Annotated in this window: 21 protein-coding genes and 1 tRNA gene; 13 read left to right on the forward strand and 9 right to left on the reverse strand. The window is 46.5% G+C overall.

Annotated features, from left to right (window positions below; translation table 11 throughout):
* Window positions 1-298 precede the first annotated feature (298 nt).
* The 4 genes from ACO0KZ_RS07235 to mutL all read right to left on the reverse strand — a co-directional run bounded on the left by ACO0KZ_RS07235 (window position 299) and on the right by mutL (window position 6,831).
* Window positions 299-3,418, reverse strand: a complete 3,120-nt coding sequence (locus tag ACO0KZ_RS07235) for a bifunctional diguanylate cyclase/phosphodiesterase (RefSeq protein ID WP_422994234.1) — start codon at window positions 3,416-3,418, stop codon at window positions 299-301.
* A gap of 251 nt (window positions 3,419-3,669) precedes the next feature.
* Window positions 3,670-3,746 (reverse strand) — tRNA-Met (locus tag ACO0KZ_RS07240).
* A gap of 101 nt (window positions 3,747-3,847) precedes the next feature.
* Window positions 3,848-4,786 carry a tRNA (adenosine(37)-N6)-dimethylallyltransferase MiaA gene (miaA, locus tag ACO0KZ_RS07245; RefSeq protein ID WP_422994236.1) on the reverse strand — a complete coding sequence of 313 codons (939 nt, stop codon included), beginning with the start codon at window positions 4,784-4,786 and terminating at the stop codon, window positions 3,848-3,850.
* Between the two features lie 146 nt (window positions 4,787-4,932).
* Entirely contained in the window at window positions 4,933-6,831 is a 1,899-nt protein-coding gene (gene mutL, locus ACO0KZ_RS07250; RefSeq protein ID WP_422994238.1) for a DNA mismatch repair endonuclease MutL, read from the reverse strand.
* Between the two features lie 153 nt (window positions 6,832-6,984).
* Between mutL and ACO0KZ_RS07255 the strand changes: the two genes are divergently transcribed.
* The 5 genes from ACO0KZ_RS07255 to ACO0KZ_RS07275 all read left to right on the forward strand — a co-directional run bounded on the left by ACO0KZ_RS07255 (window position 6,985) and on the right by ACO0KZ_RS07275 (window position 10,812).
* On the forward strand, window positions 6,985-7,635 hold the full coding sequence (locus ACO0KZ_RS07255; RefSeq protein ID WP_422994240.1) for a VTT domain-containing protein: 651 nt from the start codon (window positions 6,985-6,987) through the stop codon (window positions 7,633-7,635).
* A 34-nt stretch (window positions 7,636-7,669) separates the two neighbouring features.
* Window positions 7,670-7,999 carry a hypothetical protein gene (locus ACO0KZ_RS07260; protein WP_422994242.1) on the forward strand — a complete coding sequence of 110 codons (330 nt, stop codon included), beginning with the start codon at window positions 7,670-7,672 and terminating at the stop codon, window positions 7,997-7,999.
* Window positions 8,000-8,191: 192 nt separating this feature from the next.
* Window positions 8,192-9,268, forward strand: a complete 1,077-nt coding sequence (locus ACO0KZ_RS07265) for a methionine ABC transporter ATP-binding protein (RefSeq protein ID WP_422994244.1) — start codon at window positions 8,192-8,194, stop codon at window positions 9,266-9,268.
* A gap of 1 nt (window position 9,269) precedes the next feature.
* Window positions 9,270-9,929, forward strand: coding sequence for a methionine ABC transporter permease (locus ACO0KZ_RS07270; protein WP_422994246.1), 660 nt, complete (start codon window positions 9,270-9,272; stop codon window positions 9,927-9,929).
* Window positions 9,930-10,002: 73 nt separating this feature from the next.
* Window positions 10,003-10,812: a MetQ/NlpA family ABC transporter substrate-binding protein gene (locus tag ACO0KZ_RS07275; protein WP_422994855.1), complete on the forward strand. Its 810-nt coding sequence runs from the start codon at window positions 10,003-10,005 to the stop codon at window positions 10,810-10,812.
* Between the two features lie 258 nt (window positions 10,813-11,070).
* On the opposite strand, the gene ACO0KZ_RS07280 is transcribed toward ACO0KZ_RS07275, so the two are convergent.
* On the reverse strand, window positions 11,071-12,453 hold the full coding sequence (locus tag ACO0KZ_RS07280) for an N-acetylmuramoyl-L-alanine amidase (RefSeq protein WP_422994856.1): 1,383 nt from the start codon (window positions 12,451-12,453) through the stop codon (window positions 11,071-11,073).
* Window positions 12,453-12,938: a tRNA (adenosine(37)-N6)-threonylcarbamoyltransferase complex ATPase subunit type 1 TsaE gene (gene tsaE / locus ACO0KZ_RS07285; RefSeq protein ID WP_422994248.1), complete on the reverse strand. Its 486-nt coding sequence runs from the start codon at window positions 12,936-12,938 to the stop codon at window positions 12,453-12,455. Before tsaE ends, ACO0KZ_RS07280 begins: the two co-directional genes overlap by 1 nt.
* Window positions 12,939-13,116: 178 nt before the next feature.
* On the opposite strand from tsaE, the gene queG reads away from it, so the two are divergent.
* Window positions 13,117-14,199 (forward strand): tRNA epoxyqueuosine(34) reductase QueG, encoded by a 1,083-nt coding sequence (queG, locus tag ACO0KZ_RS07290; protein WP_422994250.1) that lies wholly within the window; start codon window positions 13,117-13,119, stop codon window positions 14,197-14,199.
* A 2-nt stretch (window positions 14,200-14,201) separates the two neighbouring features.
* On the opposite strand, the gene ACO0KZ_RS07295 is transcribed toward queG, so the two are convergent.
* Window positions 14,202-14,792, reverse strand: coding sequence for a response regulator transcription factor (locus ACO0KZ_RS07295; RefSeq protein WP_422994252.1), 591 nt, complete (start codon window positions 14,790-14,792; stop codon window positions 14,202-14,204).
* Between the two features lie 32 nt (window positions 14,793-14,824).
* Window positions 14,825-16,915 carry a two-component system sensor histidine kinase NtrB gene (locus ACO0KZ_RS07300; protein WP_422994254.1) on the reverse strand — a complete coding sequence of 697 codons (2,091 nt, stop codon included), beginning with the start codon at window positions 16,913-16,915 and terminating at the stop codon, window positions 14,825-14,827.
* 243 nt (window positions 16,916-17,158) lie between these two features.
* On the opposite strand from ACO0KZ_RS07300, the gene ACO0KZ_RS07305 reads away from it, so the two are divergent.
* The 7 genes from ACO0KZ_RS07305 to plsY all read left to right on the forward strand — a co-directional run bounded on the left by ACO0KZ_RS07305 (window position 17,159) and on the right by plsY (window position 23,431).
* Window positions 17,159-18,118, forward strand: coding sequence for a TRAP transporter substrate-binding protein (locus tag ACO0KZ_RS07305; RefSeq protein ID WP_422994857.1), 960 nt, complete (start codon window positions 17,159-17,161; stop codon window positions 18,116-18,118).
* Window positions 18,119-18,231: 113 nt separating this feature from the next.
* A complete protein-coding gene (locus tag ACO0KZ_RS07310; RefSeq protein WP_422994256.1) occupies window positions 18,232-18,783 on the forward strand; it encodes a TRAP transporter small permease in 552 nt (183 codons plus the stop codon).
* Window positions 18,780-20,060 (forward strand): TRAP transporter large permease, encoded by a 1,281-nt coding sequence (locus tag ACO0KZ_RS07315; protein WP_422994258.1) that lies wholly within the window; start codon window positions 18,780-18,782, stop codon window positions 20,058-20,060. The genes ACO0KZ_RS07310 and ACO0KZ_RS07315 overlap by 4 nt, the downstream gene beginning before the upstream one ends.
* A gap of 566 nt (window positions 20,061-20,626) precedes the next feature.
* Window positions 20,627-21,196 carry a methylated-DNA--[protein]-cysteine S-methyltransferase gene (locus tag ACO0KZ_RS07320; RefSeq protein WP_422994260.1) on the forward strand — a complete coding sequence of 190 codons (570 nt, stop codon included), beginning with the start codon at window positions 20,627-20,629 and terminating at the stop codon, window positions 21,194-21,196.
* Between the two features lie 86 nt (window positions 21,197-21,282).
* Window positions 21,283-22,185, forward strand: coding sequence for a site-specific tyrosine recombinase XerD (gene xerD, locus ACO0KZ_RS07325; RefSeq protein WP_422994858.1), 903 nt, complete (start codon window positions 21,283-21,285; stop codon window positions 22,183-22,185).
* A 45-nt stretch (window positions 22,186-22,230) separates the two neighbouring features.
* Window positions 22,231-22,716, forward strand: coding sequence for a Cys-tRNA(Pro) deacylase (gene ybaK, locus ACO0KZ_RS07330; RefSeq protein WP_422994262.1), 486 nt, complete (start codon window positions 22,231-22,233; stop codon window positions 22,714-22,716).
* Between the two features lie 100 nt (window positions 22,717-22,816).
* On the forward strand, window positions 22,817-23,431 hold the full coding sequence (plsY, locus tag ACO0KZ_RS07335; RefSeq protein WP_422994264.1) for a glycerol-3-phosphate 1-O-acyltransferase PlsY: 615 nt from the start codon (window positions 22,817-22,819) through the stop codon (window positions 23,429-23,431).
* A gap of 91 nt (window positions 23,432-23,522) precedes the next feature.
* Here plsY and tsaD read toward each other — a convergent pair whose 3' ends face one another.
* The gene (gene tsaD / locus ACO0KZ_RS07340) at window positions 23,523-24,563 is read right to left on the reverse strand and encodes a tRNA (adenosine(37)-N6)-threonylcarbamoyltransferase complex transferase subunit TsaD (RefSeq protein WP_422994266.1); all 1,041 of its coding nucleotides are present in this window, start codon (window positions 24,561-24,563) and stop codon (window positions 23,523-23,525) included.
* Window positions 24,564-24,583 lie beyond the last annotated feature (20 nt).

Raw genomic sequence — 24,583 nt, forward strand, 5'->3', positions numbered from 1 at the left:
ATGAAAAAAGAGTTCGAGTGCCGACTCTTGGCGTAGCAAAAAGTACTAAAACAAATCCGCCTTCGTTATATCCCGCGCGGTAATGAAGATAAATCAGCAAAGTAAAATCTCTTCAGGCACTCATTTCTTCTTTGTATCTGCATCCGCTCAAGCCTCAACCCGCAGATTGTGATCGAAGCTTACGAGAGCGCTTATCGAAACGTTTGTACTTCATAAGCCAATCAACTATCTTTGAGCGAATTTTCAATTGTTCACGCTGGCACTTTTTTCAATCCAAAAAATCTTCTTGCATTGATTTTTAGTGCAGACTGATAGCAGATGCTGCGCTAATGAATTCGACTAATTGCGCAGCAGGCATCGGCCTGGAAAACAAGTAGCCCTGCCCAAAGTCACAACCCATTTGCTTTAATAGCTGGTGTTGCTCTTCAGTTTCTACACCTTCAGCGATGACTTGTATGCCTAACTTATGCGCCATCACGATGATCGCTTCGCAGAGTGCATATTCTGATGAATGTAGGGACAGATTCTGGGTAAATGATTGATCAATTTTAAGATAATCGACGTCGAACTTTTTTAAGTAAGATAGCGATGAATAACCAGTGCCAAAATCGTCAATCGCTACCTGAATTTTCGCGTCACGGCATTGTAAGAGACTCTGTGTGACACGGATATCATTGTTAATCAAGATGCCCTCGGTAATCTCAATCACGATGTTGTCGCCATCAATGCCCGATTTCAGGATTTGATCCAGCCATTGATGCTGATCACCTCGTTCAACTAAAAACTGTACCGGGGACTTATTGACACTGATTTGAAATTTTCGGTTTGATAATGCCTGACAAATCTTTACCTGCTCAATGGCTTGCGAAAATACCCAATTACCGATTTGATGTATGGTGCCTGTGTCTTCCGCGATAGGAATAAAGCTGGCCGGCGAAATAAATCCTAGCTCAGGATGCTGCCAGCGTATCAGTGCCTCGGCTTTATAGGTCTGGCCATTGCTAAGATCGATAATTGGCTGATAGTAAACCAGGAATTGGTTTTGTTTTAGTGCGTGCCTTAAGTCGTTTGCAAGGCGCATTCTATAGGTCGCATCTTCTTGCATGGATTTAGTGAAGAAACGAAAGCATTGACGGCCATTATCTTTGGCCGAATACATCGCTTGATCTGCGTGCTGAGTGAGTTCTATCACTGTCTGGGCATCATTCGGATACAGAGCAATACCGATGCTGGCGGAAACGTAAGACTCGACCCCAGAGATAGTAAAAGGCTCAGACAATTGGATAATTATTTTTTCGGCGAGCTTACCAACGTCGACCGTGTCGTGCACATCAGCTAGTATGACGGTGAATTCATCGCCACCTATCCTTGCTACGGTGTCATAGGCACGTACCGAGGACTTGATGCGTGTCGCTGCCTGAATTAGCAGCTGGTCTCCGACATGGTGTCCGAGGGTGTCATTGACTTCTTTGAATCTATCTAGATCAATAAAGAGTAGGGCGATAGTTTCATGCTCGCGTTGTGCTTTCTTGATATTTTCTTCAACACGGTCATAAAACAAGCGGCGATTTGGAAGCTTAGTCAGTGAATCATAATTCGCTTCCGTCCAAATTTTTTCTTCCGCATTTTTCATCGCAGAAATATCGGTATGCGTGCCCACCATCCTAAGTGATAGTCCTGCTTCATTGACACTCACCACCATTCCACGCCCAAAAATCCACTTATACACGCCATCCGCACAACGCATCCTGTATTCCGCCGAGAATTGACTGGTTTGTCCACTTCTATGTTTTTTCATCTCAGCGAGTAAATTGGCGCGATCTTCTGGATGAACAAGAGATATAAGCTGATTATAGTTTTCCTCAAAGCTATGCTCGGGATAACCTAACATACCCAAAAAAGCTTTTGAAAACTGCCCTTTCTTCGTGATGAGATTGATATCCCACACACCATCGCCGGCGCCTTCTAAGGCAAATTGCCAGCGCAATTCGGCTTCTTTTCGTTCCGTAATATCATTAAAGTTGACGACGATTTGGCGCAATTGATGATGCTCATCATCTTCTAGAAATGCGCTCACCTGTACCCAGCGTAATTCGTGGGCATTTGGGCGGCGAATTCCCAGTACCATTTCACTGAAGGATGTTTTAGTGCTCAACGCACGCTGAACTGGATATTGATCCGGACGCATTTTAATGCCTCGTTCATCAACAAAGTACCAGTTGTCATCAATCGCCACTTTGCCCAGTAATTCGTCTTGAGTTAATCCAAGCAATTCGGATGCTCTAGAATTACTAAAAAGAATGCTGGTATCAGGCGCATGCACGACAATCGCCGTGTGTAATCTTTCTAATAGGGCTCGGTGTTTTTCGTCAGAGTCTGTCAGTAGCTGATGTTTGTATGAAAGTTGTTCAGCATTATGCTTTAACGTGAGAATCGCATCGTCATATTGTCGCCAAGCATAGTCAATTTTCCGTGTCAAATATAGAAGAGTAATGGCGAATACGGCTAGGATCAGACTAACAACGGCGACTTGTTTTTGCCAGGCTTTAAGTGCGACATCGTTAGCCAAACCTATATTTGCAATAAAGCCATACTTGTCACTACGTTGATACGAGTAAATACGCTTGATGGCATCAGTGCTGGAGGTATCACTGGTATAGGTGCCTCGATTTGGATTTGTTTTTAGGGTATTTTTGAATGGAATTGAAATTGAAGTACTGCCAATTGGAATGGTGTTGTTACGATCAAATGTTGTGCGTGCAATCAGAGCCAGCGCCTCATCTCGTATAGCAATTGAACCACCTTCGCCTATGTGAATCTTATTAAAGATATCTTCAATTTCGTCGGTATAGACAGAGCCGTACGCTATGCCAGCGAAAGTGCCGTCTGTCCGGTTGATACGGCGGGAGAAAGACCAAACCCATTTTTGCGCTATTTTTGCAAATACAGGTTGACCGACAATCAGTTGAGCTTGAGGGTCGTTGACTAAAAGTTGAAAAAAAGTGCGGTCATTCAGGTTGGTCGGCTTATTTTGATTTTCGACGCCATAAACTACATTGCCCTTATCGTCGGTGATACGCATAAAAGCGAGATGCGGGACACGTTTTGCCTGACGCAGTAACAGTTGGTTGATATTGTCTGCGTCTATGTTGCGGTCGGCTTGTTGTCTGCTTACTTCATCCACGACCGATTGCAGGGCAACATCAATGGTGTCGATCATGCCATCAAAAGTTTGCACTAAAGAACTGGCAAGATTTTCAGACGAGCGTTGAATTTGTTCTTGCGCCTCTTGCCGTAAATACAGCAGAGTAAGGAAGGCGCTGGTGATAGAGAATAGAATGACGAAACCGACGCCACCATACAAAAGTGCGCGTTTATTGCTGAGAGTCAGTTGGCCTAATCGATTAGCTATTCTCATTTTGATTGGCTGGTATGAGATTAAGGAATAGTTGCGGAAGTTCGTAAGGTAAATTAAAACGAGATACTGCTTTTGATTCAACAACACCATGCCTCGCGCTCAATCTTCAGCGAATTCCACAAAAATATCCAGCTAATTTCATTGCTTTAGGTAGATTAAACGACAATTTTGTAAAGCATTATTCGAGTCAGGTAATTATTGAGAACCAGAAAACAAAAAAGCCCTGTTATTGCTAACAGGGCTTTGTGTTCTGGTGGTGATAGGTGGATTTGAACCACCGACCCCAGCATTATGAGTGCTGTGCTCTAACCAACTGAGCTATATCACCAAGAAGCCCAAGATTATGCCAGTGGATGTGCAGTGCGTCAAGAATTAATGTGAATTTGCTTGGTTGCGCTTGAAAAAGTCATTAACGTCGTTTAAATGACTTTAATTGTCTTTGAGCATTTTAAGCGAGTGCGCTAAAACTTGTTCGCTGACATTGTCCTGGATGCAATCGACGATCAGCCTTTCGGGAATAGAGCGACACCAGGTTAGCTGGCGTTTGGCGAGTTGGCGCGTGGCGATGATGCCGCGTTCGCGCATTTCTTGGTGGTCGATGCTGCCGTCTAAATAATCCCACGCTTGGCGGTAGCCTACGCAACGTATTGATGGTAAGTCGGCGCTGAGTTCGGATCTGAGCTTGAGTTGGCGTACTTCGTCAATGAAGCCTTGCTCCAACATGATGTCGAAGCGTTTGGCGATGCGTTCGTGTAAAAAGCTGCGGTCGCTGGGCTCAAGTGAGATCGAAAGCAATTCAAAAGGGGTTGCGGCGCGTGTTTGTTGGGCGATTAGAGTGGACATCGCTTGCCCAGTGATCATGTAGATTTCTAATGCGCGTTGTATGCGTTGGCTGTCGTTGGGCTTTAAGCGTGCTGCAGTGATTGGATCGAGCTCTGTTAAGCGTGCATGCAAGCCGGCTGCGCCGATTGTCGCCATGTCGGCATCGAGCTGTGCCCTGATTACTGTGTCGGCGGGTGGTAGGTCGTCAATGCCGTTCATTAAAGCTTTGTAGTACATCATGGTGCCGCCGACTAAAATCGGTAGCCTGCCACGTGCGCGTATCTCTTTCACCAAGCGTCCGCTGTCGCTCAAGAATTGCGCGACGGAATAGGATTCGCTAGGATCGATAATATCAATTAAGTGATGCGGCGCGGCAGCGAGTTCTTCGGCATTTGGTTTTGCTGTCCCAATGTTCATGTCGCGATAGACCAAAGCCGAATCAACTGAAATGATTTCGGCAGGGACTTCACGCGCGATCGCCAGCGCTGCTGCGGTTTTACCGGAAGCAGTGGGACCCATGATGGCGATGATTTTTTGTTGTTGCATAGTTTTAGAAAAGATTCTGGAGATTTAGTGGTGTCAGAAAATAGCTTAGTCGGGATGCAGCGCTAGGCGCACGACGGAGCAATACGTCGGTATTGCGAGTAAGGGCAACAACGCGATGCGCCCGAATATGCTATTTGCTGGCATCACTATTGACCACGCATAAACATTCTATCTAGATCATTCAATCCCATTTGTACCCAAGTCGGTCGACCATGATTACATTGATCGGCTCGCTCAGTTTGTTCCATCTGGCGTAGCAGGGCGTTCATCTCGACTATTGTTAAACTGCGGTTGGCACGCACTGCAGTATGGCACGCGAGGGTACCCAGTAATTCGTTACGTCGGTCGATCAGTACGCGTGAGCCACCAAATTCTCTGACTTCGCGTAAGACGTCGCGGGCTAAAGATTGGGCGTCGGCATTTTTTAATAAGGCTGGCACAGCGCGTACCGCCAAAGTAGTAGGGGAAATCGCGGCGATATCAAAACCGAGTGACTTCAAGATGTCTTGGTTTTCTTCTGCTGTGGCGACTTCAATACCATCTGCGTGGAAGGTCATGGGAATCAGCAAGGCTTGCACTGGCATGGCATTTTCATCGAGCGCATTCTTGAGTTGCTCATACAAAATGCGTTCGTGTGCTGCATGCATATCGACTAGGACTAAGCCCTTGCTGTTTTGTGCCAGCACATAAATGCCGTGCAGCTGGGCGAGGGCAAAGCCGAGTGGATGATCGTCGTTCGGCAAATTAGATTCGCCTGTTTGAGTTGTCTTGCCACCAAAAAAAGCGCCATAGCTTTCTGCGGATTGGGCAACGCCAGCACCCTGCGCACGTTGTTGCATGAAGCTGTAATCGTAGCCGCCGCTGTTACCGCCGCTATTGCCTCCATAGGCACTTTGATTCAAATTGCTGTCATTGATGGCGAAAGCAGGGGATGCAAATTGCGCTGAAAAGCTGGTTTGCTCGCCGCCTATCCAAGGCATGCGTCCGTTATTGCTTTGGGGTTCGCCTAAGCCTGCCGTTGCCGGTGCAGGTACCGTACCGAACGCCGTCGCCGAGGTTTGTGCTAACGCACGATTCACCGCATGGAATACAAATTGATGCACAGCGCGGCTATCTCGGAAGCGCACCTCGATTTTTGAAGGATGGACATTGACGTCAACTAAAGCCGGATCGAGATCTAAAGCGATCACGTAGGACGGATAACGATCACCATGCAAGACATCTTGATAGGCGGCACGCACGGCATGCGTCAGTAATTTGTCACGTACGAAGCGACCGTTTACATAAAAATACTGAGCGTCAGCGCGGCCTTTGGAGGCCGTTGGTAAACCGATAAAGCCATGCAGACGCAAAGGTCCGGCACTTTCATCAATGGCTAAGCGGGCGTTGGCAAAACCATCGCCTAAAATCGTCGCGCTACGTTTGTCGATAGCACTGATATTCCAGTGATCGACGGTTTTACCGTTATGCGATAAAGAAAACGAGACGTCAGGGCGAGCTAGGGCGATGCGGCGTACGACTTCAGCGCAATGACCAAATTCGGTTTGTTCTGATTTCAAAAACTTACGGCGCGCTGGCGTGTTGTAATATAAATCCTGCACATCTACTGTGGTGCCTTGCGCGCCGGATGCGGGCGTGATCTTGTCGCTCTCGATTTGCCAGGCATGGGGTGCTTCGGCGGTGCGGGTGGTCAGCGTCAGAATCGCTACCGACGAAATCGATGCCAAAGCTTCACCCCGAAAGCCTAGCGTAGCGACATTTTCTAGTTCTTCTAATGAGGTGATTTTGGATGTCGCATGGCGTTGTACCGCGAGCGGTAATTGATCAGCGGGGATGCCACGCCCATTGTCGATGATGGCAATGCGTTTCACACCGCCTTCTTCAAGGCGCACGGTGATGTTGGTTGCACCCGCATCTAATGCATTTTCTAGTAACTCTTTTACTACGGCGGAGGGGCGCTCCACCACTTCGCCTGCGGCAATTTGAGAGATCAGATGATCAGGTAATGCCTGAATCGGGCGAGGGGATAAGTTGGTCGTCGTCATATGACCATTATAACTGGGTTCGCTTAGTGTATGATGTCGCCGCTGGCGGCCGACTAGTTACAATTAGTTACCTCTTGCGACTTTAGTAGGATTTTAGTATAAGCACGTGATGAACCGACAAACCAAGTTTGCCCTCACAGAAAGTTGAGCATTATGGATTTTATGCAGTTTTTGGATATGGTATTGCATGTCGATAAGATGGGACAATTAATCGATCAATACGGTACTTTGATTTATGTCGTGCTATTTGCCATCATCTTTTGCGAAACTGCATTTGTTATTTTCCCATTCTTACCCGGTGATTCGCTGCTCTTTATCGCAGGGACTTTCTGTGCTGCCGGCGCGATGGACCCATGGTTTCTGATTGCGATTCTGTTATTTGCTTCTATCTCTGGCAACTCGATTAATTATTGGATAGGAAGCACCATAGGCCACAAAGTGATGGCGGGTAACTCGCGTTGGATTGATAAAGGTGCGCTAGAGAAGACGCATGCTTTCTATGAAAAACACGGTGGTAAAACCATCGTCTTAGCGCGTTTTACACCAATCGTCCGTACCTTTGCGCCATTCGTGGCGGGTTTCTCGGAAATGAGTCATCGTAGTTTTCAGTTTTACAATGTCCTTGGCGCGATCTTATGGATCGTATCCTTGATTTTGGCGGGTTACTATTTCGGTCATATTCCTTTGATTAAGAATAATCTCTCCATCATTGTGATGGTCGGTGTTGGCGCCGCGATTGTGCCGATTATTCTCGGCTTGATGTGGAAATTTGGACGTAAGCTTTTCGTTAAAAAATCGTCTTAAATTATCCTTCATTTTCATTTAGCCTCTCATCTCCATGCAAGCCTCTGGCAACGATAATCAAATTATTTGGTTACAAGCAGAGGCGCCTGCAAAACCTCACATTGGGCAAGCTTGTAATGGCTGCGGCGTTTGTTGTGCCGCGGAGCCTTGCCCCGTTGCGCGAGTCTTTTTGCGCCAAATGCGTGGCACTTGCCGCGCATTGGAGTGGCACGCCGATGTTAGCCAATATCGTTGCGGCATGCTGCTGCGCCCAGCGCATTACCTCTTTTTACTTCCGCGTTTTCTTGAAACACGCTTTCGATCTTTAATACGGCGCTGGATCGCGGCGGGTGTCGCTTGCGATTCAGATGCCTACATAGACTGACAGGCTGCTAGTACCTCATGCGCATAAAGAATATTTGCATGAGATTTTGCTACTAAATGCTTGTATTGCATAAGTAAAGCGTTTTAAAAGATTGGAAACGCAGGCCTGAGTTCTATAGAATGCTTTGATCTTTTGTTGAAGCACACATCAAAGCTTCCGCAATCAGCGAACAACATGTAAGGACACCCCTCAGTGATAGAAATCGCTCAGTTAGAAAAAGACTACCAAGTACAAGGGCGCCAAATCAGTGCGCTACGTAATATCAATCTTGACATCGCCCAAGGCGAAGTGTTTGGCATCATTGGCCGTTCTGGCGCAGGTAAAAGTACTTTGTTACGTGCTCTGAATTTGCTAGAACGACCAACTCGCGGCAAAGTCGTGTTTGAAGGCGAAGACATCACACAATTTAATACCCAGCAGTTGCAGGAATTGCGTCAGCGTATAGGCATGGTATTTCAACATTTCAATCTATTGAATGCAAAGACTGTCGCGCAAAATATTGAATTTCCACTCAAACTGACTGGTAAATACACAGCGCAGCAACGTGCAGCCCGGGTGGCAGAGTTATTGGATTTGGTCGGCTTGCAAGAACATGCTACTAAGTATCCAGCTCAATTGTCGGGTGGACAAAAACAACGTGTCGGCATTGCACGTGCCCTGGCCAATTATCCGCATTTACTCTTGTGCGATGAAGCGACTTCAGCCCTTGATCCTGAAACTACCCAAGCGATTTTGCGTTTGCTGCTCGACATCAATCAAAAGCTAGGTTTGACCATCGTTTTGATCACGCACGAAATGCAAGTGATACGCAGCATCTGTGATCGTGTCGCCGTGATCGACGGTGGTGAAATTGTAGAAACTGGCAATGTGGTCGAGGTTTTTTTGCATCCAAGGCACGCCGTGACTCAAAGCTTGGTTGCCGAAAATCAGGCTTTGGATTTGAGTTTGCTGAAAGAATTATCGCAACGCGGGCAAGGCAGTTCGCTGAGTTATTTGCTGCGTTTGACTTACGTTGGCTCAGCTACGCATGAACCTATCTTAAGCCGCATCGCGTCGCAAACCAAAGCTGAGATCACGATCTTGCAAGGCGTGATCGCGAGAATCAAAAATACACCTTATGGGCAATTAATTGTAGAGCTGCTAGGTGAAGAGAATGAAATTGATGTGGTCTTGAAATTATTGAGGCAGGCCGGCATTCGTGTGGATGTGCTAAATCATTTGCTCACGAATTTACCTACCCAGCCATCAACCCAAGCACAGGAGAACTAATATGGATTTTTCAATGATAGATTGGGATGATATTTTACAAGCGACCTTGGATACTTTGACCATGACCGGTGTCTCCTTGGTGTTTACGATCTTGCTTGGTTTACCTTTGGGTGTGCTGTTGTTTTTGACCGGTAAAAAACAATTATTACAACAAGGTGCACTGTACGCTTTGCTGTCCTTTGTCGTGAATATGCTTCGCTCTGTACCTTTTATTATTTTGCTTATCGTCTTGATTCCGCTGACCTTATTTTTGGTTGGGACGTCACTGGGAGTAGCAGGTACGATTCCGCCTTTGGTGATTGGCACTACGCCGTTTTTTGCGCGTTTGGTCGAGAATGTCTTGCGTGAAGTCGATAAAGGCATCATCGAAGCTTGTCAGGCGATGGGCGCGAAGACTTATCAAATCATTTTGCATGTCTTATTGCCGGAAGCTTTACCGGGATTATTGGCAGCGACGACGGTGACAACGATAGCACTGGTGTCTTATTCGGCGATGTCAGGTGTGATTGGTGGTGGCGGCTTAGGTGATCTGGCGCTTCGCTTTGGTTATCAACGGTTTCAGACCGAAGTTATGATTGTGACGGTGGCAATCTTAGTGATTCTGGTTCAACTGTTTCAGTGGTTAGGTGACGTTCTGGTGGCGCGCTTTAGTCGTAAATAAACGCCTACTTAAATCGTAATTAATTCTATAAAAAATCAATTGAGATCTTATGTTTAAACTTATTTTCAAAGCTATACGAATCAATTTTAGTCAGAATAAACGTCAGCTTTTGTCCGTAGCCGGAGCCGGCATTTTGTTGTTGAGTGGCGTCGCTTATGCACAAGACAGCATTACGATTGCGGCAAATCCGGTTCCCCATGCGGAGATCTTGGAATTTGTGAAACCGCAATTGGCCAAACAAGGTGTGACCTTGAAAATCAAAGTATTCACTGACTATATACAACCGGCTGTACAAGTGAATGAAAAACATCTGGATGGCAATTACTACCTGACGCAACCGTATTTGAATGAATTTAAGAAAAGTCACAAGAATGACTTGCAAGTGCCTCTAGTTAAAGTGCATGTGGAGCCGTTCGCTGGTTATTCGATAAAATACAAAAAGCTCAGCGATTTACCGAATGGTGCAACGATTGCGATTCCTAACGATCCGGCTAATTCTGGACGCGCGCTCATATTATTGGCGAAGCAGGGCTTATTGAAGCTCAAAGACATCAATAACATTTCAGCGACGAAGAAGGATATCGTCGAGAATCCTAAGAATTTGAAATTTAAAGAATTAGAAGCGGCGACTTTGTCACGAATCTTGGGGCAGGTTGATCTGGCTTTGATTAATACCAACTATGCGATAGAGGCGAAATTGAATCCTTTAAAAGATTCTTTGTTTATCGAAGATGCGAATTCGCCTTATGCCAATCTTTTGGTTGCACGTGAGGACAATAAAAATAGTCCTGCGTTTAAAAAACTCGCCGCAGCCTTGAACTCGCCTGAAGTGAAGAAGTTCATACAAGAGCGTTATAAAGGTGCGGTGGTGCCTGCGTTTTGAGAATAATTATTCGATGAAGTTGTAGGTCGGGTGAAACCCGCGCCGCCAGTCATTTAAAAACTTGCTTTTCTCCTTCCCCTTCAAGGGGAAGGTCGGGATGGGGATGGGTTTTAATCTAGTAACGATATTTCTCACTCAAATTAAACCCATCCCCACCCTAACCCGCCCCTTGAAGGGGCGGGGATCTAATATCTATGATGCTTAAGGATTTTTTTGATTAAGGCTAGCGCTTATGGGATTTCACCGCCCTACGACATTCTAAGCAATCTTGCCACGCGCCATCGGTGGGTTCTTGGCAAAATACTTTTTAATCCCTTTCACAATCGCCTCCGCTAATTCATCCTGATAACCGTCATCCGTCAGGCGCGCTTCTTCTTCTGGATTAGAAATGAAGGCGGATTCGATCAAGATGCTAGGGATATCCGGTGCTTTTAGTACAGCAAAGCCAGCTTGTTCGACGGACGGTTTGTGTAGGCGATTGACGCCGGCAATTTCTTTAAGAACGACTTTCCCCAGTTTCATACTATCGTTGATCTGGGCTGTGGTAGACAGGTCTAGTAAGACACCTGCCAGATGACGGTCTTGCGATTTGATATTGATACCGCCAATTAAATCCGCGTCGTTTTCTTTCTTGGCCAACCAACGCGCAGCAGTGGAGGTCGCGCCTTTTTCAGATAAAACAAAGACCGAGGAACCCCGTGCGGTCGGCTCTATAAAAGCATCAGCATGAATCGAGACGAATAGATCAGCTTGTACGCCACGGGCTTTGCTGACGCGGGTGTTCAGTGGTACAAAATAGTCGCCATCGCGGGTGAGCATGACGCGCATATTCGGGACTTGTTCTAGTTTCGCTTTGAGACGTTTGGCAATCGCCAAGACCACATCTTTTTCACGACTACCAGCGCGACCTAAAGCACCGGGATCTTCGCCACCATGACCAGGGTCAAGAGCGATGGTGATCATGCGTATTTGTGAATTGGCAGGACTTGTTTCTTTGATGTCCTTGCTGTCTTTGACCTCTTTTGTGTCTTTGTGATCCTTGACTTCTTTAGCTTCTGCGACCAACGGCTTTTCTGCTTTGGGAATAGTCGCGTTAGACGTTGCTGTAGCTGGCGCATCTTCTTTGTGCCATTCGCCTTTTTCTATCAGCGCAGTAATCGGATCAACAGGGTTGGCCGGATACAAGTCAAAGACTAAGCGATGCTGATAATCGCCAACAGGTTTGAGTGTAAATACTTGTGGATTGATCTCTGCCTTGAGATCAAACACCAAGCGCACGACGTTCGGACGATTTTGTCCTACTCGCACCTGTTTGATGTAGGGATCGTTCGTTTGTATCTTGGCGACCAGCTCTTTGAGTGTGGCGTTGAGGATTAAACCTTCAATTTCAACCACCAGACGATTCGGATCTTTGACTAGAAAATGCGTGGCTTTTAGTTCGACATCATTCTCTAGAGTGACGCGGGTATAGTCAGCGGCAGGCCAGACGCGCACGGCCAAAATCTGCATCGCGTGCGCAGACATCGGGGCAAACACTGAGAGCAATAAAGTGCTACCTGCCTTTAAAAACGTACGGCGGCTTTTGCCAGACGTAGGCGTCGTATTCGTTGGGCACAGAGACTGTTTAGTTAGCTTGGACATCAGAGATTGGGTGCAAAGTGTAACTGGGTCAGGCATGCATTTCCTTTTTCGGAGTTCGCTTGCAATTTTACCTCACGGCCAACATCAAGAATATCAATAAACACCTCGAGATCGGCGCTCGGCAATAATCCTTCGGCTTTTTCCGGCCATTCTATGATGCAGATGGTTTCAGCATTAAATTCGTCACGAAAACCTGCTTCGATAAATTCATCAGCACTGATCATACGATATAAGTCAAAATGCATAAACTTAGTCGTACTGCCTTGCACTTGAATTTGGTAAGGTTCTGCCAAGGTGTAAGTCGGACTTTTAACATTACCCTGATGTCCGGCTGAATGTAGGATTGCGCGGGTCAGGGCGGTTTTGCCGGCTCCCAGATCACCGTGTAAAAAAATGACCAAGCCAGGTTGTAAACAAAGCGCCAGACTTTTACCCAAGGCCTGCGTGGCAGCTTCATCGTGCAGGCTTGTTTTATAATGTTGCATTGGTGATGACCTCGATCAATCTAGGTTTTACTAGTTTGAATTTTATGGCTATGAACGATTTGCTAGTTAGTGCGATATTTAGCGCGAACCTTACCATAATCCACCGATATATTGCAAAAAGCCTAAAGCACTCAGTTATTCTCTTTTTTGTCTGCTGCTTTTTTAATAAAGAAATTTTATGACCATTCCCATCCATGATTATGCCCAGCTTGCTTTGGAAATAAAGCAACTCGGCCAGCAAATCGGCTTTGCTGACGTCAGAATTAGTGACGTGGATTTATCGCGTGTGGCACCTGCCTATCAAGAATGGATAGACGCCGGTTTTCATGGCGAGATGGCGTATATGGCTACGCATGGCAGCAAGCGCTATCAGCCTGATGAATTGGTTCCGGGAACGATTAGGGTGATTACAGCACGCATGGACTATTTGCCGCGTGATACGCCTGAGAATTGGCGTGAACGTGAAAAGGCATATGCGGCTGACGCGGCAGTTATTTCAATTTATGCCCGCGGTCGTGACTATCACAAGGTATTGCGTCAACGTTTGCAGCAACTAGCAGAGGCGATCGCTGAGCGCGTGGGGGAATTTGGGTATCGTGTATTCACCGATTCAGCACCCGTGATGGAAGTCGCGTTAGCCGAAAAAGCTGGCTTGGGATGGCGCGGCAAACATACTTTATTATTAACCCGTGAAGCTGGGTCCTTGTTCTTTTTGGGGGAAATATTGGTCGATATTCCTTTGCCTGTGGATCCGCCTACCAGTGACCATTGTGGCCAGTGCAGTTCATGCATTGATGTTTGTCCAACTCAGGCGATCGTTGCGCCGTACAAGCTCGACGCGCGTCGCTGTATTTCCTATTTGACGATAGAGTTGCATGGCAGTATTCCCGTTGAATTGCGCTCCTTGATTGGCAATCGCGTCTATGGTTGTGACGATTGTCAGTTGTATTGTCCTTGGAATAAATTTGCTCAAGTCGCGCAAGTCGAGGACTTTGACGTGCGACATGGTTTGGATTCACGCAGCATGCTGGAACTCTTTGCCTGGAATGAGACTGAGTTTTTACGCAAGATGGAAGGCAGCCCGATCCGGCGTATTGGTCACGAAAAATGGTTGCGTAATTTGGCGGTGGGATTGGGAAATGCGGCAGCATCCATGAAATCCGACGATGCGATTGTGAACGCTTTACAAGCTCGTTTAGAGCATCCCTCAGCCTTGGTACGCGAGCATGTTGAATGGGCTTTAGCGCAACATGCGGTGTAAATTTATTTCAATAATCCTGCGAGTTCAACCGCGGACTTAATTTGCATTTTATCGAAGATATTGGCGCGATGAACTTCCACGGTGCGCATGCTGATGCCCAATTCATCGGCGATATTTTTGTTCATCTTGCCAAGTAAGATGAGCTCCAATACTTCGCGCTCTCTTTGCGATAAGGTGTTTAGACGGGTTTGCACGACGAAGGCCGCACCCGCTTGCAAGGACATTTGTAGGGCTTCTTGCACGCGATCCATTAAGGCATTGTCATTGAAGGGCTTTTCAAAAAAATCAAAAGCACCGCGTTTGAGACTATCCACTGCCATAGGTACGTCACCATGCCCGGTTAGAAAAATAACCGGCAAACGTTGAGTCAATTGACGAGCGCTGAGAATATCAAACAAAGCAGTACCACTGAGTTCCGCCATACGCACGTCGAGTAGTAGGCAGTCTCCTTCTTGGGCGAAATGCCAGCCAGACTCCAAATGCGTTAGGAATGCCTCACCGCTAGCGTAGGTTTTGGCGGCGATATTGCGTGACTTGGCTAACCAAAGCAGAGCATCTCGCAAAACTTCTTCATCGTCGACGATGTGTAGCATAGTGTCTCCCGCTCTCGCTAAAGTATTAAAGTCTATTTCTTGGTATGACTGATATCGCAGGGAATCGTAAATTCAAAAACCGTCCCTCCTGCTGGATTCGCCCGATATTTTAAACTACCGCCATGAAACTCTATTGCGGTCCTGCAAATACTTAAACCCATGCCCATGCCGTCTGCTTTGGTTGAGAAGAAGGGTGAGAATAGTTTTTCAGCGACCTCGGGGGCGATACCGTGACCTTGATCCATTACTTGAATTAAGACCAATTGTGGATATTTTGGATTATTGCCCTTGCTTAAATGAGCATGGATCTGCAATTGGCGCTGCGGGTAGGTGACCTCTTGCATGGCTTCGATCGCATTGCGTGTCAGATTGAGCAGCACTTGTTCGATCAAAACTTTATCGGCGAACACGTCTGGTAAGTCTGGGTCAATTTGATAATGCACGTGGATATGGGCATTGTGCGCCTGCAGCTCGATCAAGGGCATGACGCTTTGTAGCAGGGTATTGATGCTCAATAGCGCACGGCTGGCTTCGCGCTTCTTGACGAACTCATGCACGCTGCGTATCACTTGGGCTGCACGTTGCGCCTGTTGTTTAGCTTTTTCTAAGACTTCGCTTAAAGACTGTCTCACGGATTTTGGAATCGTGTTTGGCGAAGTTTGTGTTGATTGCGTTGATTGGGTTGATTGTGATGTTGAGAGCGCGTCGCCTTCTTCTTGCTGCAAAATATTCAAAGCACCCGTGGTGTAGCTAGAAATAGCCGCCAAGGGTTGATTTAATTCATGCGCCAGCATAGACGCCATTTCGCCCATGGTCGCCAGTCTGGCATTCGCATGGAGTTTTTCTTCCTGTTGTCGAGTCAATTCTTGCGCGCGTTTTAGCTCAGACACGTCGAGGATAGAGCTCATCCAACCAGTTTGTTGGCCATGTTCATCCACTAGTGGTGATTCATAGATCAAGACAGGAAAACGTTCGCCATTGGCGCGTTGATAAATAATTTCGAAACCTTCTGGTTGTACCGTACCAGTCAAGATTTGCGCAAAGCGGTTTTCATACTCAGCTCGTTCTTCTGGCGCCCAATATGGCATAGGCGGCAATTTACCGACTAAGTCTTCGGCTGGAAAACCTATCATTTTGCAAAAAGAAGGATTGACATAGGTGAGCCGTCCTTCCATATCGCGTGCTCTTAGACCCGTGATGAGTGAATTTTCCATAGCGGCACGAAACGCCGCTTCTTTGCGTAAGGCGCCTTCAGCTTGCATGCGACGATGAATATCGCGCCATAAAGCTATCAGACTCCAAACTAAGCCTAGTGATAGTAAAACGACAGAGAGTACTAGCAGATTGGCCAACAGCTTAGGTGCACTCTTGGTGCTATTGGTGTGTAAGGTCAGTGTGAGTTGCGGTAGTTCCAAGGCCCGATTATGCGTATAAATATTTTTCCCAGGGCCGCCCGCCGCGCGTTTTGCTAAAACTTTCTCTTCGCTATCTAACAGCGTGATGGCATGTTCTTGTGCAAACCACCAAGGCACGGCTTCATTTAATAAGGTTTGCAAGCGATAACTGACCGTCATGCTCGCCAGATAAACTTGGTCGCGGAAAAGCGGAAAGCGGCATAGCACAATACCCGCATTTTGGGGTTGCTTCACGCATGAGGGTTTTTGAATTTTCTGCGTAAATAAGGCGCTGGCTAAGTTAGCTTGCCGGATCAATTCACGGTTCTCTGCTTGTGCCGAGCCGGCTGCGTTATCGAGCGTATTGTCGCTATTTGCTGCGATTAATTTGTTCTGGCTGTCCCACAACATTAAATCTTGAATTTCGTGATTATTATTGGTGTACAAGCGCATGCGCTCTATCAGCGCCTGATGGTTGATTTTGTTTTGAACAAAATCTTCACTCAATGCCATCAGACTTTCTTCATTGCGTTTTAGCTGAAATTGGATCGCCTGTTCTACCCACAGAGTATCAGCGATCAATTGCTCTTGTCGCTCATTGGCCTCCATCCGTTGCGCTTGCCACGGGAGCCAGATTAACACCGCTAGGAATAGCAGTACCAGCAATATGGGCAGCATCCAAGGCAGTGCGACAGGGAAGGTGCGGGTAGGGGCAGGTTTGGTGGTCATGGCAAAAGTGTAGCTGAAGTGCTGAATCTAAAGTGCTCGGTCATTATTTTGTGTAATTGAGGCGACATTGTGGTTAACCACAGTTGTGTATTTAAGACTTAGAGGCTAATAATGTTTGTACAATTTTAAAAAAAGGAGACTAGAATGAAATCACATCCAATTCAACTATCCACGCTCAAATCGAAGCGCCGCAGTTTGCTGACTGCCCTTGCCGCAATATCGACTGCTACTTTAGCTTTTGGCATGAGTGGCAATGCGCTGGCACAAAATCCTATCATTATCAAATTTAGCCACGTGGTTGCGAACGACACGCCTAAAGGCAAGGCAGCAGAGCGCTTTAAAGAGTTAGCTGAAAAAGCGACCAAAGGCAGAGTCAAAGTAGAGCTTTATCCTAATAGTACGCTTTACAAAGATAAAGAAGAGCTGGAGGCATTGCAGCTTGGTGCGGTGCAAATGCTGGCACCATCCTTGGCTAAATTTGGCCCACTCGGGGTGAAAGAATTTGAAGTCTTCGATCTGCCTTATATTTTTCAAAACCGTGACGTTCTGCATCGTGTCACGGAAGGTCCCGTTGGCGCTAGTCTCCTGGCAAAATTAGAGCCTAAGGGAATCACTGGACTGGCATTTTGGGACAATGGTTTTAAAGTCATGTCATCAAATATTCCTATGCATGTGCCAAGCGATTTGAAGGGTAAGAAATTACGTATTCAATCTTCCAAAGTATTAGATGCTCAGATGCGAGCAATGGGGGCAAATCCACAAGTAATGGCGTTCTCCGAGGTCTATCAGGCATTGCAGACGGGCGTGGTGGACGGAACAGAAAATCCGCCGTCCAACCTCTACACACAGAAAATGCACGAAGTACAAAAACATGTAACAGTCACGAATCATGGCTACCTAGGCTACGCCGTCATCGTGAATAAGAAATTCTGGGATGGTCTGCCCGCCGATATTCGTGCTGAATTAAATACAGCGATGAAATCTGCTACGCAATACGCGAACGCAATAGCACAGATTGAAAATGACAACGCCTTAGAAGCGGTAAAGAAATCAGGCAAAACCACGGTCTACAATTTGACCGATAAAGAACGTGCTGAATGGACGAAAGTATTGGTGCCAGTGCAGCGCGAAATGGAAGGTCGTATCGGTAAGGACTTGATACAAAGCGTCAACAAAGAAGCACAGGCTTTGGGTTTTAAATAAAGTCATTCTCTCTCGCGCTTCAACGATCAATCTGAATGCAGTAAATCTGAAACTACATTCAGATTGATCTTCTCCGCAAAACACATCTTCATTTTTTCTTACAGGGAGCTAGCATGAAATTGCTTGATCACTTGGAAGAGTATTTGATCGCCTTCTTGATGGCTATGGCGACGATCATTACTTTTGTTGCGGTACTGCATCGCTACTTATCGGGCTTTGATATCCCGGTGGTACAGGATGCCCTAATTAAATTGAACACCAGTTGGGCCCAAGAATTAACGATTTACTTATTCGTCTGGATGGCAAAATTTGGCGCCGCTTACGGCGTTCGCTCTGGTATTCATGTCGGCGTAGATGTGTTGGTAAATCGCTTGAGTGAAAAAAACAAGAAGTTGTTTGTTTTGATTAGTTTGGGGGCGGGCGCTTTATTCACCGGCATTATTGGGACTCTGGGGGCGAATTTTGTTTATGGCATGGCGCAGACTGATCAAACCTCCGCAGATATGGAGATACCCATGTGGTGGGTGTATCTGGCGATTCCGCTGGGCTCGTATTTAATGTCTTTTCGGTTTTTGCAAGTGGCGTGGAATTTCATTAAAACGGGTGAGTTGCCCAAGCATGATCACGCCCACGTCGAAGGCCTGGAAGATGAGGTGAAAGCATGAACGCACTCATAATTTTTACCCTGTTACTCCTGTTGATGATGACGGGGATGCCGATCTCAATTGCGCTCGGTCTAACCGTATTGACCTTCTTATTTACCATGACCTCGGTACCGATTGAGTCAGTGGCCTTAAAGCTGTTCACCGGTATCGAGAAGTTTGAAATCATGGCGATTCCTTTCTTTATTCTGGCAGGGAATTTTCTAACCCATGGCGGGGTTGCACGCCGCATGATTAATTTTGCGGTGTCGATGGTCGGGCATTGGCATGGCGGCTTGGCATTGGCGGGCGTATTGGCGTGTGCCTTGTTTGCGGCAGTCTCTGGTTCTTCGCCCGCGACTGTGGTGGCGATAGGTTCGATTATTCTGCCAGCGATGGTCAAGCAGGGCTATCCCAAGGGATTTGGGGCTGGTGTGATCACGACATCCGGTGCTTTGGGTATTTTGATTCCACCTTCCATCGTGATGGTGATGTATTCGGTCTCGACAAATACGTCGGTCGGTAAATTGTTTATGGCAGGTGTGATTCCAGGTTTGCTCTTGGCGTTCTTCTTGGGATTGACGACTTGGTATTTAGCACGCAAGCATAACTATCCGCGCATGAAAAAAGCCACCTGGACTGAGCGTCTTGTCGCATTTAGGAAAAGCGCGTGGGGCTTGTCATTGATCGTGATTGTTATGGGCGGGATCTATTCCGGTATGTTCACTCCGACAGAAGCGGCGGCAGTGGCAGCGGTCTACGCTTTTATCATCGCGGTATTTGTCTACAAAGACATGAGTCTGAAAATGGTACCCAAGGTGTTGATAGACTCAGCCGCAATGTCTGCGATGCTGTTGTACATCATTACTAATGCTGTTTTGTTTTCATTCTTGATGACGAGTGAAAGTATTCCGCAAGTGATGGCAGGTTGGATACTTGATAGCGGTTTCGGCATGATTAGTTTCTTGCTGGTGGTAAATATACTTTTGCTGCTGGCGGGTAATGTGACGGAGCCATCCTCTATCGTATTAATCATGGCACCGATTTTGTATCCAGTTGCGATGAAGTTAGGTATCGATCCAGTCCATTTTGGGATCATTATGGTGGTGAATATGGAAGTCGGTATGTGTCATCCACCAGTGGGCTTAAATCTTTACGTGGCATCAGGTATCACCAAAATGGGTATTACTGAACTAACCGTTGCGGTTTTGCCTTGGCTATTCACGATGTTAGGATTCTTGCTGTTGGTGACTTATGTTCCTATCATATCGACTTGGTTGCCGGATTTAATCTATAACTAAACGGGAGTAGATAGCAAAAATTCAGATTCGAAAAATGTCGCGACTTGTAAAGAGACGCGGCATTTTTTTCGGTACTTTAAAGTAGGGCAAGTTTAAAATTTCTCAGGAGAATGACTCTTATTTCCTTGTGGAAATTGATGGCGCTATTCGGCTAGACTATTGAACAGATTCACCTAAAGCATCTAAAAAAGCGCGTTTGGGGCTAACACATTTTTTTTGAATTTTGCGATCTTTCTCTGCTGCAGAAGCACAAATGCAACAAAGCTTTTTATATATTGATATGTCGAGTTTCTTGTCATAAAAGCCGTGCTATATTTCGTACACCTTAAATTTTTGCTGATGTAATGTTGAGCAGATTTTAAAAAGTCCAAAATACGGAAGTGCAATAATAGCGCTCTTCAGAGTGCAGTTGAAAAGGGGGGGAGATTCGCGTTTCAAGATAAGCTGAGTCGTGTTCAATGAGACTAAACAGCCCGAACGTGAAAAATTTTAGAAGGCGCATCCATTGGGTGCGCCTTTTTTCTTGCACGGATACAATCACGTAAATCATTTTAAATGGACATGTGATGGCAACCCCAGAATCAAAACTAGAGTCTGCAATCTTTGCTGCTATCGTGCCAGTGCCGTTTGGTTATGTTGGTGTGCGGACTGAGCGAAATTCGGAGCAAGACGGTGAATCAACACAAATTAGCGAATTGGTTTATTTACCACCGCGTTTCCAAGAAAAAGCGCCTATTGATGCTGCGGCCGAATTGGCTGCACAGCAAATCGAACACTATTTCACTGATCCTGATTTTCCGTTTCGCTTGCCCTTAAAAGCAATAGGGACGCCATTCCAACAAAAAGTTTGGCAAGCGATTTCTAGCATTCCTCGTGGTGAGGTCAGAACCTATGGGCAAATTGCCAAGTACATACAATCAGCACCACGTGCGGTAGGGCAGGCTTGCGGCGCCAATTGGTTCCCTTTAGTCATCCCCTGTCATCGTGTTACTGCATCCGTTGGTTTGGGTGGCTTTGCGCATCACGATGATGAGACTGGTTTTCATTTGGGCATTAAGCGTTATTTATTACGCTTGGAACGTGTGCCAGAGTATAGTAAGTTGGAATCTACCCAACAGCAGGAGTCTATGTGGTAAAGGCAGCATCAAAGAAGACAGTCAAGCGCTCGGATGGCTCAGGCGTGAATGCAAAAAGAAAGGCCAACGCTCCGACAACGTCATTAATAGAGTTACCGGCACAAGTCCAGGCGCAGATAGATCAGTTCTGCGATAGTTTGTGGTTGGAGGATGGCTTAGCTAAAAACTCGCTAGACGCCTATCGGCGCGATTTACGCTTGTTTGCCGAGTGGCTGCACAGTACGACTCAAAAGCATCTACTGCAAGTGAGCGAGGTCGATATCTTTTCTTATGTGGCGGCTAAGCATAGCAGTTCAAAAGCCACCTCGGCTAACCGCCGTATGACGGTGCTGAAGCGCTATTACCAACAAGCCTTTCGTCAAAATCAGATTGCGGTCAATCCTTGTACCAAACTCAAATCTGCAAAGCAGGCCGATCGCCTCCCTAAAACACTGAGCGAAAAACAAGTCGAGTCCTTGTTGCAAGCTCCCGATGATCAAACTCCTTTGGGTTTGCGTGACCGCACCATGTTAGAGCTGCTCTATGCCTGTGGCTTGCGCGTGACGGAATTGGTCTCACTCAAATCCTTTGAAGTCAGCCTGAATGATGGCGTCTTGAGGGTAACAGGCAAGGGCAGTAAAACACGTTTAGTACCCTTCGGCGAAGTCGCTCGCATGTGGCTGCAACGCTACTTAAATGAAGGCAGGCCAGCGATTTTGAACGGGCAGATAGATGATGCTTTATTCGTCACCGCTCGCGGTGGCGCAATGACAAGGCAAATGTTTTGGGTCGTCATTAAAAAATGTGCGGCCACCGCAGGCATTACTTCACCACTGTCACCGCATACTTTACGGCATGCCTTTGCCACTCATCTTTTAAATCACGGCGCAGATTTGCGCGTGGTGCAATTGTTGCTGGGACATGCAGATATCTCAACCACTCAAATCTACACCCACGTGGCGCGTGAACGTTTGAAACAATTGCATGCGCAGCATCACCCGCGCGGGTAAATATAGTCTTACAATTGATTATTTTTGAGAATCAGAGAGATTACCTTGGCAAAAAAAGAACACGTATCAGAGACCCCAGCGACGCAATTGCTGCGTAAGAGAGAGGCTGTATTTACTGAGCATCCTTACGCTTATGAAGAGCATGGCGGCACCGCCGTGTCGGCGCGTGAGTTGGGCGTGGAAGAACATTCGGTCGTAAAGACTTTGATTATGCAAGACGAACATGCGAAACCTTTGGTGGTGTTGATGCACGGTGATAAAACGGTTTCGACCAAGAACCTGGCGCGGCAGATAGGCTGTAAATCAGTAGAACCGTGCAAGCCTGAAGTCGCGCAGCGGCATTCGGGTTATATGATAGGTGGGACTTCCCCGTTTGGAACTAAAAAAGCTATGCCTGTCTACGTAGAATCGAGTGTGTTGGAATTAGAGAAGATTTATTTGAACGGTGGTCGGCGCGGGTATTTGATCGGCATTGCACCAGCGCTACTGTTGGATATTTTGATGGCGAAAGCAGTACATTGTGCTTTATAGTAGCGTGCTTTAGTTCCTGTCAATTTCAAGTGCTGCAGATGCTTTATTGCTGGGAAATAAAAAAATAATTTTAAAAATAAATGAAAAAGGACGGATGAGGATGGATGCTTTGATTGCTGTTGGTGCAGTTTTGGCCGCGTATTTAATTGGTTCGGTGTCGTTTGCTGTGGTCGTGAGCCGTTTGTTCGGTTTGTCAGACCCGCGTACCTATGGCTCTAAAAATCCGGGTGCGACAAATGTTTTGCGTAGTGGGAATAAAGCGGCTGCAGCTTTTACTTTACTGGGTGATGGTTTTAAAGGTTGGCTGGCGGTATGGTTAGCGTTGTTTTTTCAAGATAAGTTTCAACTGGGTACTGGCACGATAGCCGCAATTATTTTGGCGGTATTTCTTGGGCATCTTTGGCCCGTGTTTTTTAAATTTGTCGGGGGGAAAGGCGTTGCGACTGCCTTGGGTATTTTGTTGGCGGTCAATGTTTGGTTAGGTTTGGGCACATTTGTGACCTGGTTGGTGATTGCTTATGCTTTCCGCTATTCTTCTTTAGCGGCGCTGATTGCTTCTTTGTTTGCGCCGTTTTATTACGCACTTTTGTTTGGTGCTGATTTGAATTTGTTAGCGATTGCGATTATGAGTGGCTTACTGATTTATCGTCACGGTCAAAATATAGCCAATTTGATGAGTGGTAAAGAGAGTCGTATTGGTAGTAAGAAAAAATAGTTTAGCTTGCTTGCTGAAATAGACAAAAGCCTCGTATCATTTTTTGATACGAGGCTTTTTTGTTTGCAGCATCCTATTTTTTTTTGAACGATTACGCTGCTATCAATTCATTCAAAGGCCAGCGTGGTCGCACATTGAAACTATAATTTTTCGTTGCCAAATCAGGATTATTTTTTAAGCGCATTGCGCCAGCGAAAGCGATCATCGCGCCATTATCCGTGCAAAATTCTAACTCAGGGTAATACACTTGAAAACGCTTCTTAGGATTGGACGAGTTTGCTGCGGCATTGAGCGCAGTTCGTAGTTGTTGATTTGCACCGACGCCGCCGGCGATCACCAAGCGTTTTAATCCAGTCTGCTTCATCGCGGTCAGGCATTTTGCGACCAGAACATCAATAATTGCATCGACAAAGCCTCGTGCAACATTGGCTTTATCATTCCCATTTAATGCGTCTGGATATTTTTTGACGGCGGTCAATACCGCGGTTTTTAAACCGGAAAAGCTGAAATTCAAATCTTTGGAATGCAGCATAGGGCGTGGGAATTGGTGTATCGCCGGGTCGCCTTGCATAGCAAGCTTGGAAATCGCGGGACCGCCAGGATAATCAAGCCCTAATAATTTTGCTGATTTATCGAATGCTTCACCTGCCGCATCATCTAGTGTTTCGCCTAATAATTCATAACGACCTACGCCATCAACCCGCATTAATTGTGTATGTCCACCAGAGACCAGCAAAGCGATGAAAGGGAACTCAGGTGGTTGACTTGCCAATAGTGGCGAGAGTAAATGACCTTCCAGATGGTGTATGCCTATGATGGGTTTGTCCAGAGCTAAACCTAAGCCGCAGGCAACGGAGGCGCCAACTAAGAGCGCGCCAGCTAAACCCGGACCTTGGGTATAGGCGATCGCATCAATCGCGGTTTTATCGATCTGAGCTTTGCCTAGTGCTTCACTCAGCAGTGGTAGTGCACGCCGTACATGATCGCGCGATGCCAACTCGGGTACTACGCCACCATATTCTTGATGCATGGCTATTTGAGAGTGCAGGGCATGCGAAAGCAAACCGCGCTCAGTATCATAAAGCGCGACGCCGGTTTCATCACAAGAGGATTCGATTCCTAAAACGATCATATATAATTTTCTAAATGAAG

The sequence above is a fragment of the Undibacterium sp. Di24W genome (genome assembly GCF_049340325.1).
Taxonomy (GTDB): Bacteria; Pseudomonadota; Gammaproteobacteria; order Burkholderiales; family Burkholderiaceae_D; genus Undibacterium.

What these genes read in the sequence shown, in the direction of transcription:
- ACO0KZ_RS07235 (WP_422994234.1), bottom strand. Translation starts at nt 3,418, where the DNA reads ATGAGAATAGCTAATCGATTAGGCCAACTGACTCTCAGCAATAAACGC.
- ACO0KZ_RS07280 (WP_422994856.1), bottom strand. Translation starts at nt 12,453, where the DNA reads ATGTCCAAGCTAACTAAACAGTCTCTGTGCCCAACGAATACGACGCCT.
- ACO0KZ_RS07300 (WP_422994254.1), bottom strand. Translation starts at nt 16,915, where the DNA reads ATGACCACCAAACCTGCCCCTACCCGCACCTTCCCTGTCGCACTGCCT.
- ACO0KZ_RS07310 (WP_422994256.1), top strand. Translation starts at nt 18,232, where the DNA reads ATGAAATTGCTTGATCACTTGGAAGAGTATTTGATCGCCTTCTTGATG.
- miaA (WP_422994236.1), bottom strand. Translation starts at nt 4,786, where the DNA reads ATGCAACAACAAAAAATCATCGCCATCATGGGTCCCACTGCTTCCGGT.
- mutL (WP_422994238.1), bottom strand. Translation starts at nt 6,831, where the DNA reads ATGACGACGACCAACTTATCCCCTCGCCCGATTCAGGCATTACCTGAT.
- ACO0KZ_RS07260 (WP_422994242.1), top strand. Translation starts at nt 7,670, where the DNA reads ATGCAAGCCTCTGGCAACGATAATCAAATTATTTGGTTACAAGCAGAG.
- ACO0KZ_RS07305 (WP_422994857.1), top strand. Translation starts at nt 17,159, where the DNA reads ATGAGTGGCAATGCGCTGGCACAAAATCCTATCATTATCAAATTTAGC.
- queG (WP_422994250.1), top strand. Translation starts at nt 13,117, where the DNA reads ATGACCATTCCCATCCATGATTATGCCCAGCTTGCTTTGGAAATAAAG.
- tsaD (WP_422994266.1), bottom strand. Translation starts at nt 24,563, where the DNA reads ATGATCGTTTTAGGAATCGAATCCTCTTGTGATGAAACCGGCGTCGCG.
- tsaE (WP_422994248.1), bottom strand. Translation starts at nt 12,938, where the DNA reads ATGCAACATTATAAAACAAGCCTGCACGATGAAGCTGCCACGCAGGCC.
- plsY (WP_422994264.1), top strand. Translation starts at nt 22,817, where the DNA reads ATGGATGCTTTGATTGCTGTTGGTGCAGTTTTGGCCGCGTATTTAATT.
- ACO0KZ_RS07320 (WP_422994260.1), top strand. Translation starts at nt 20,627, where the DNA reads ATGGCAACCCCAGAATCAAAACTAGAGTCTGCAATCTTTGCTGCTATC.
- ACO0KZ_RS07315 (WP_422994258.1), top strand. Translation starts at nt 18,780, where the DNA reads ATGAACGCACTCATAATTTTTACCCTGTTACTCCTGTTGATGATGACG.
- ACO0KZ_RS07270 (WP_422994246.1), top strand. Translation starts at nt 9,270, where the DNA reads ATGGATTTTTCAATGATAGATTGGGATGATATTTTACAAGCGACCTTG.
- ACO0KZ_RS07295 (WP_422994252.1), bottom strand. Translation starts at nt 14,792, where the DNA reads ATGCTACACATCGTCGACGATGAAGAAGTTTTGCGAGATGCTCTGCTT.
- ACO0KZ_RS07255 (WP_422994240.1), top strand. Translation starts at nt 6,985, where the DNA reads ATGGATTTTATGCAGTTTTTGGATATGGTATTGCATGTCGATAAGATG.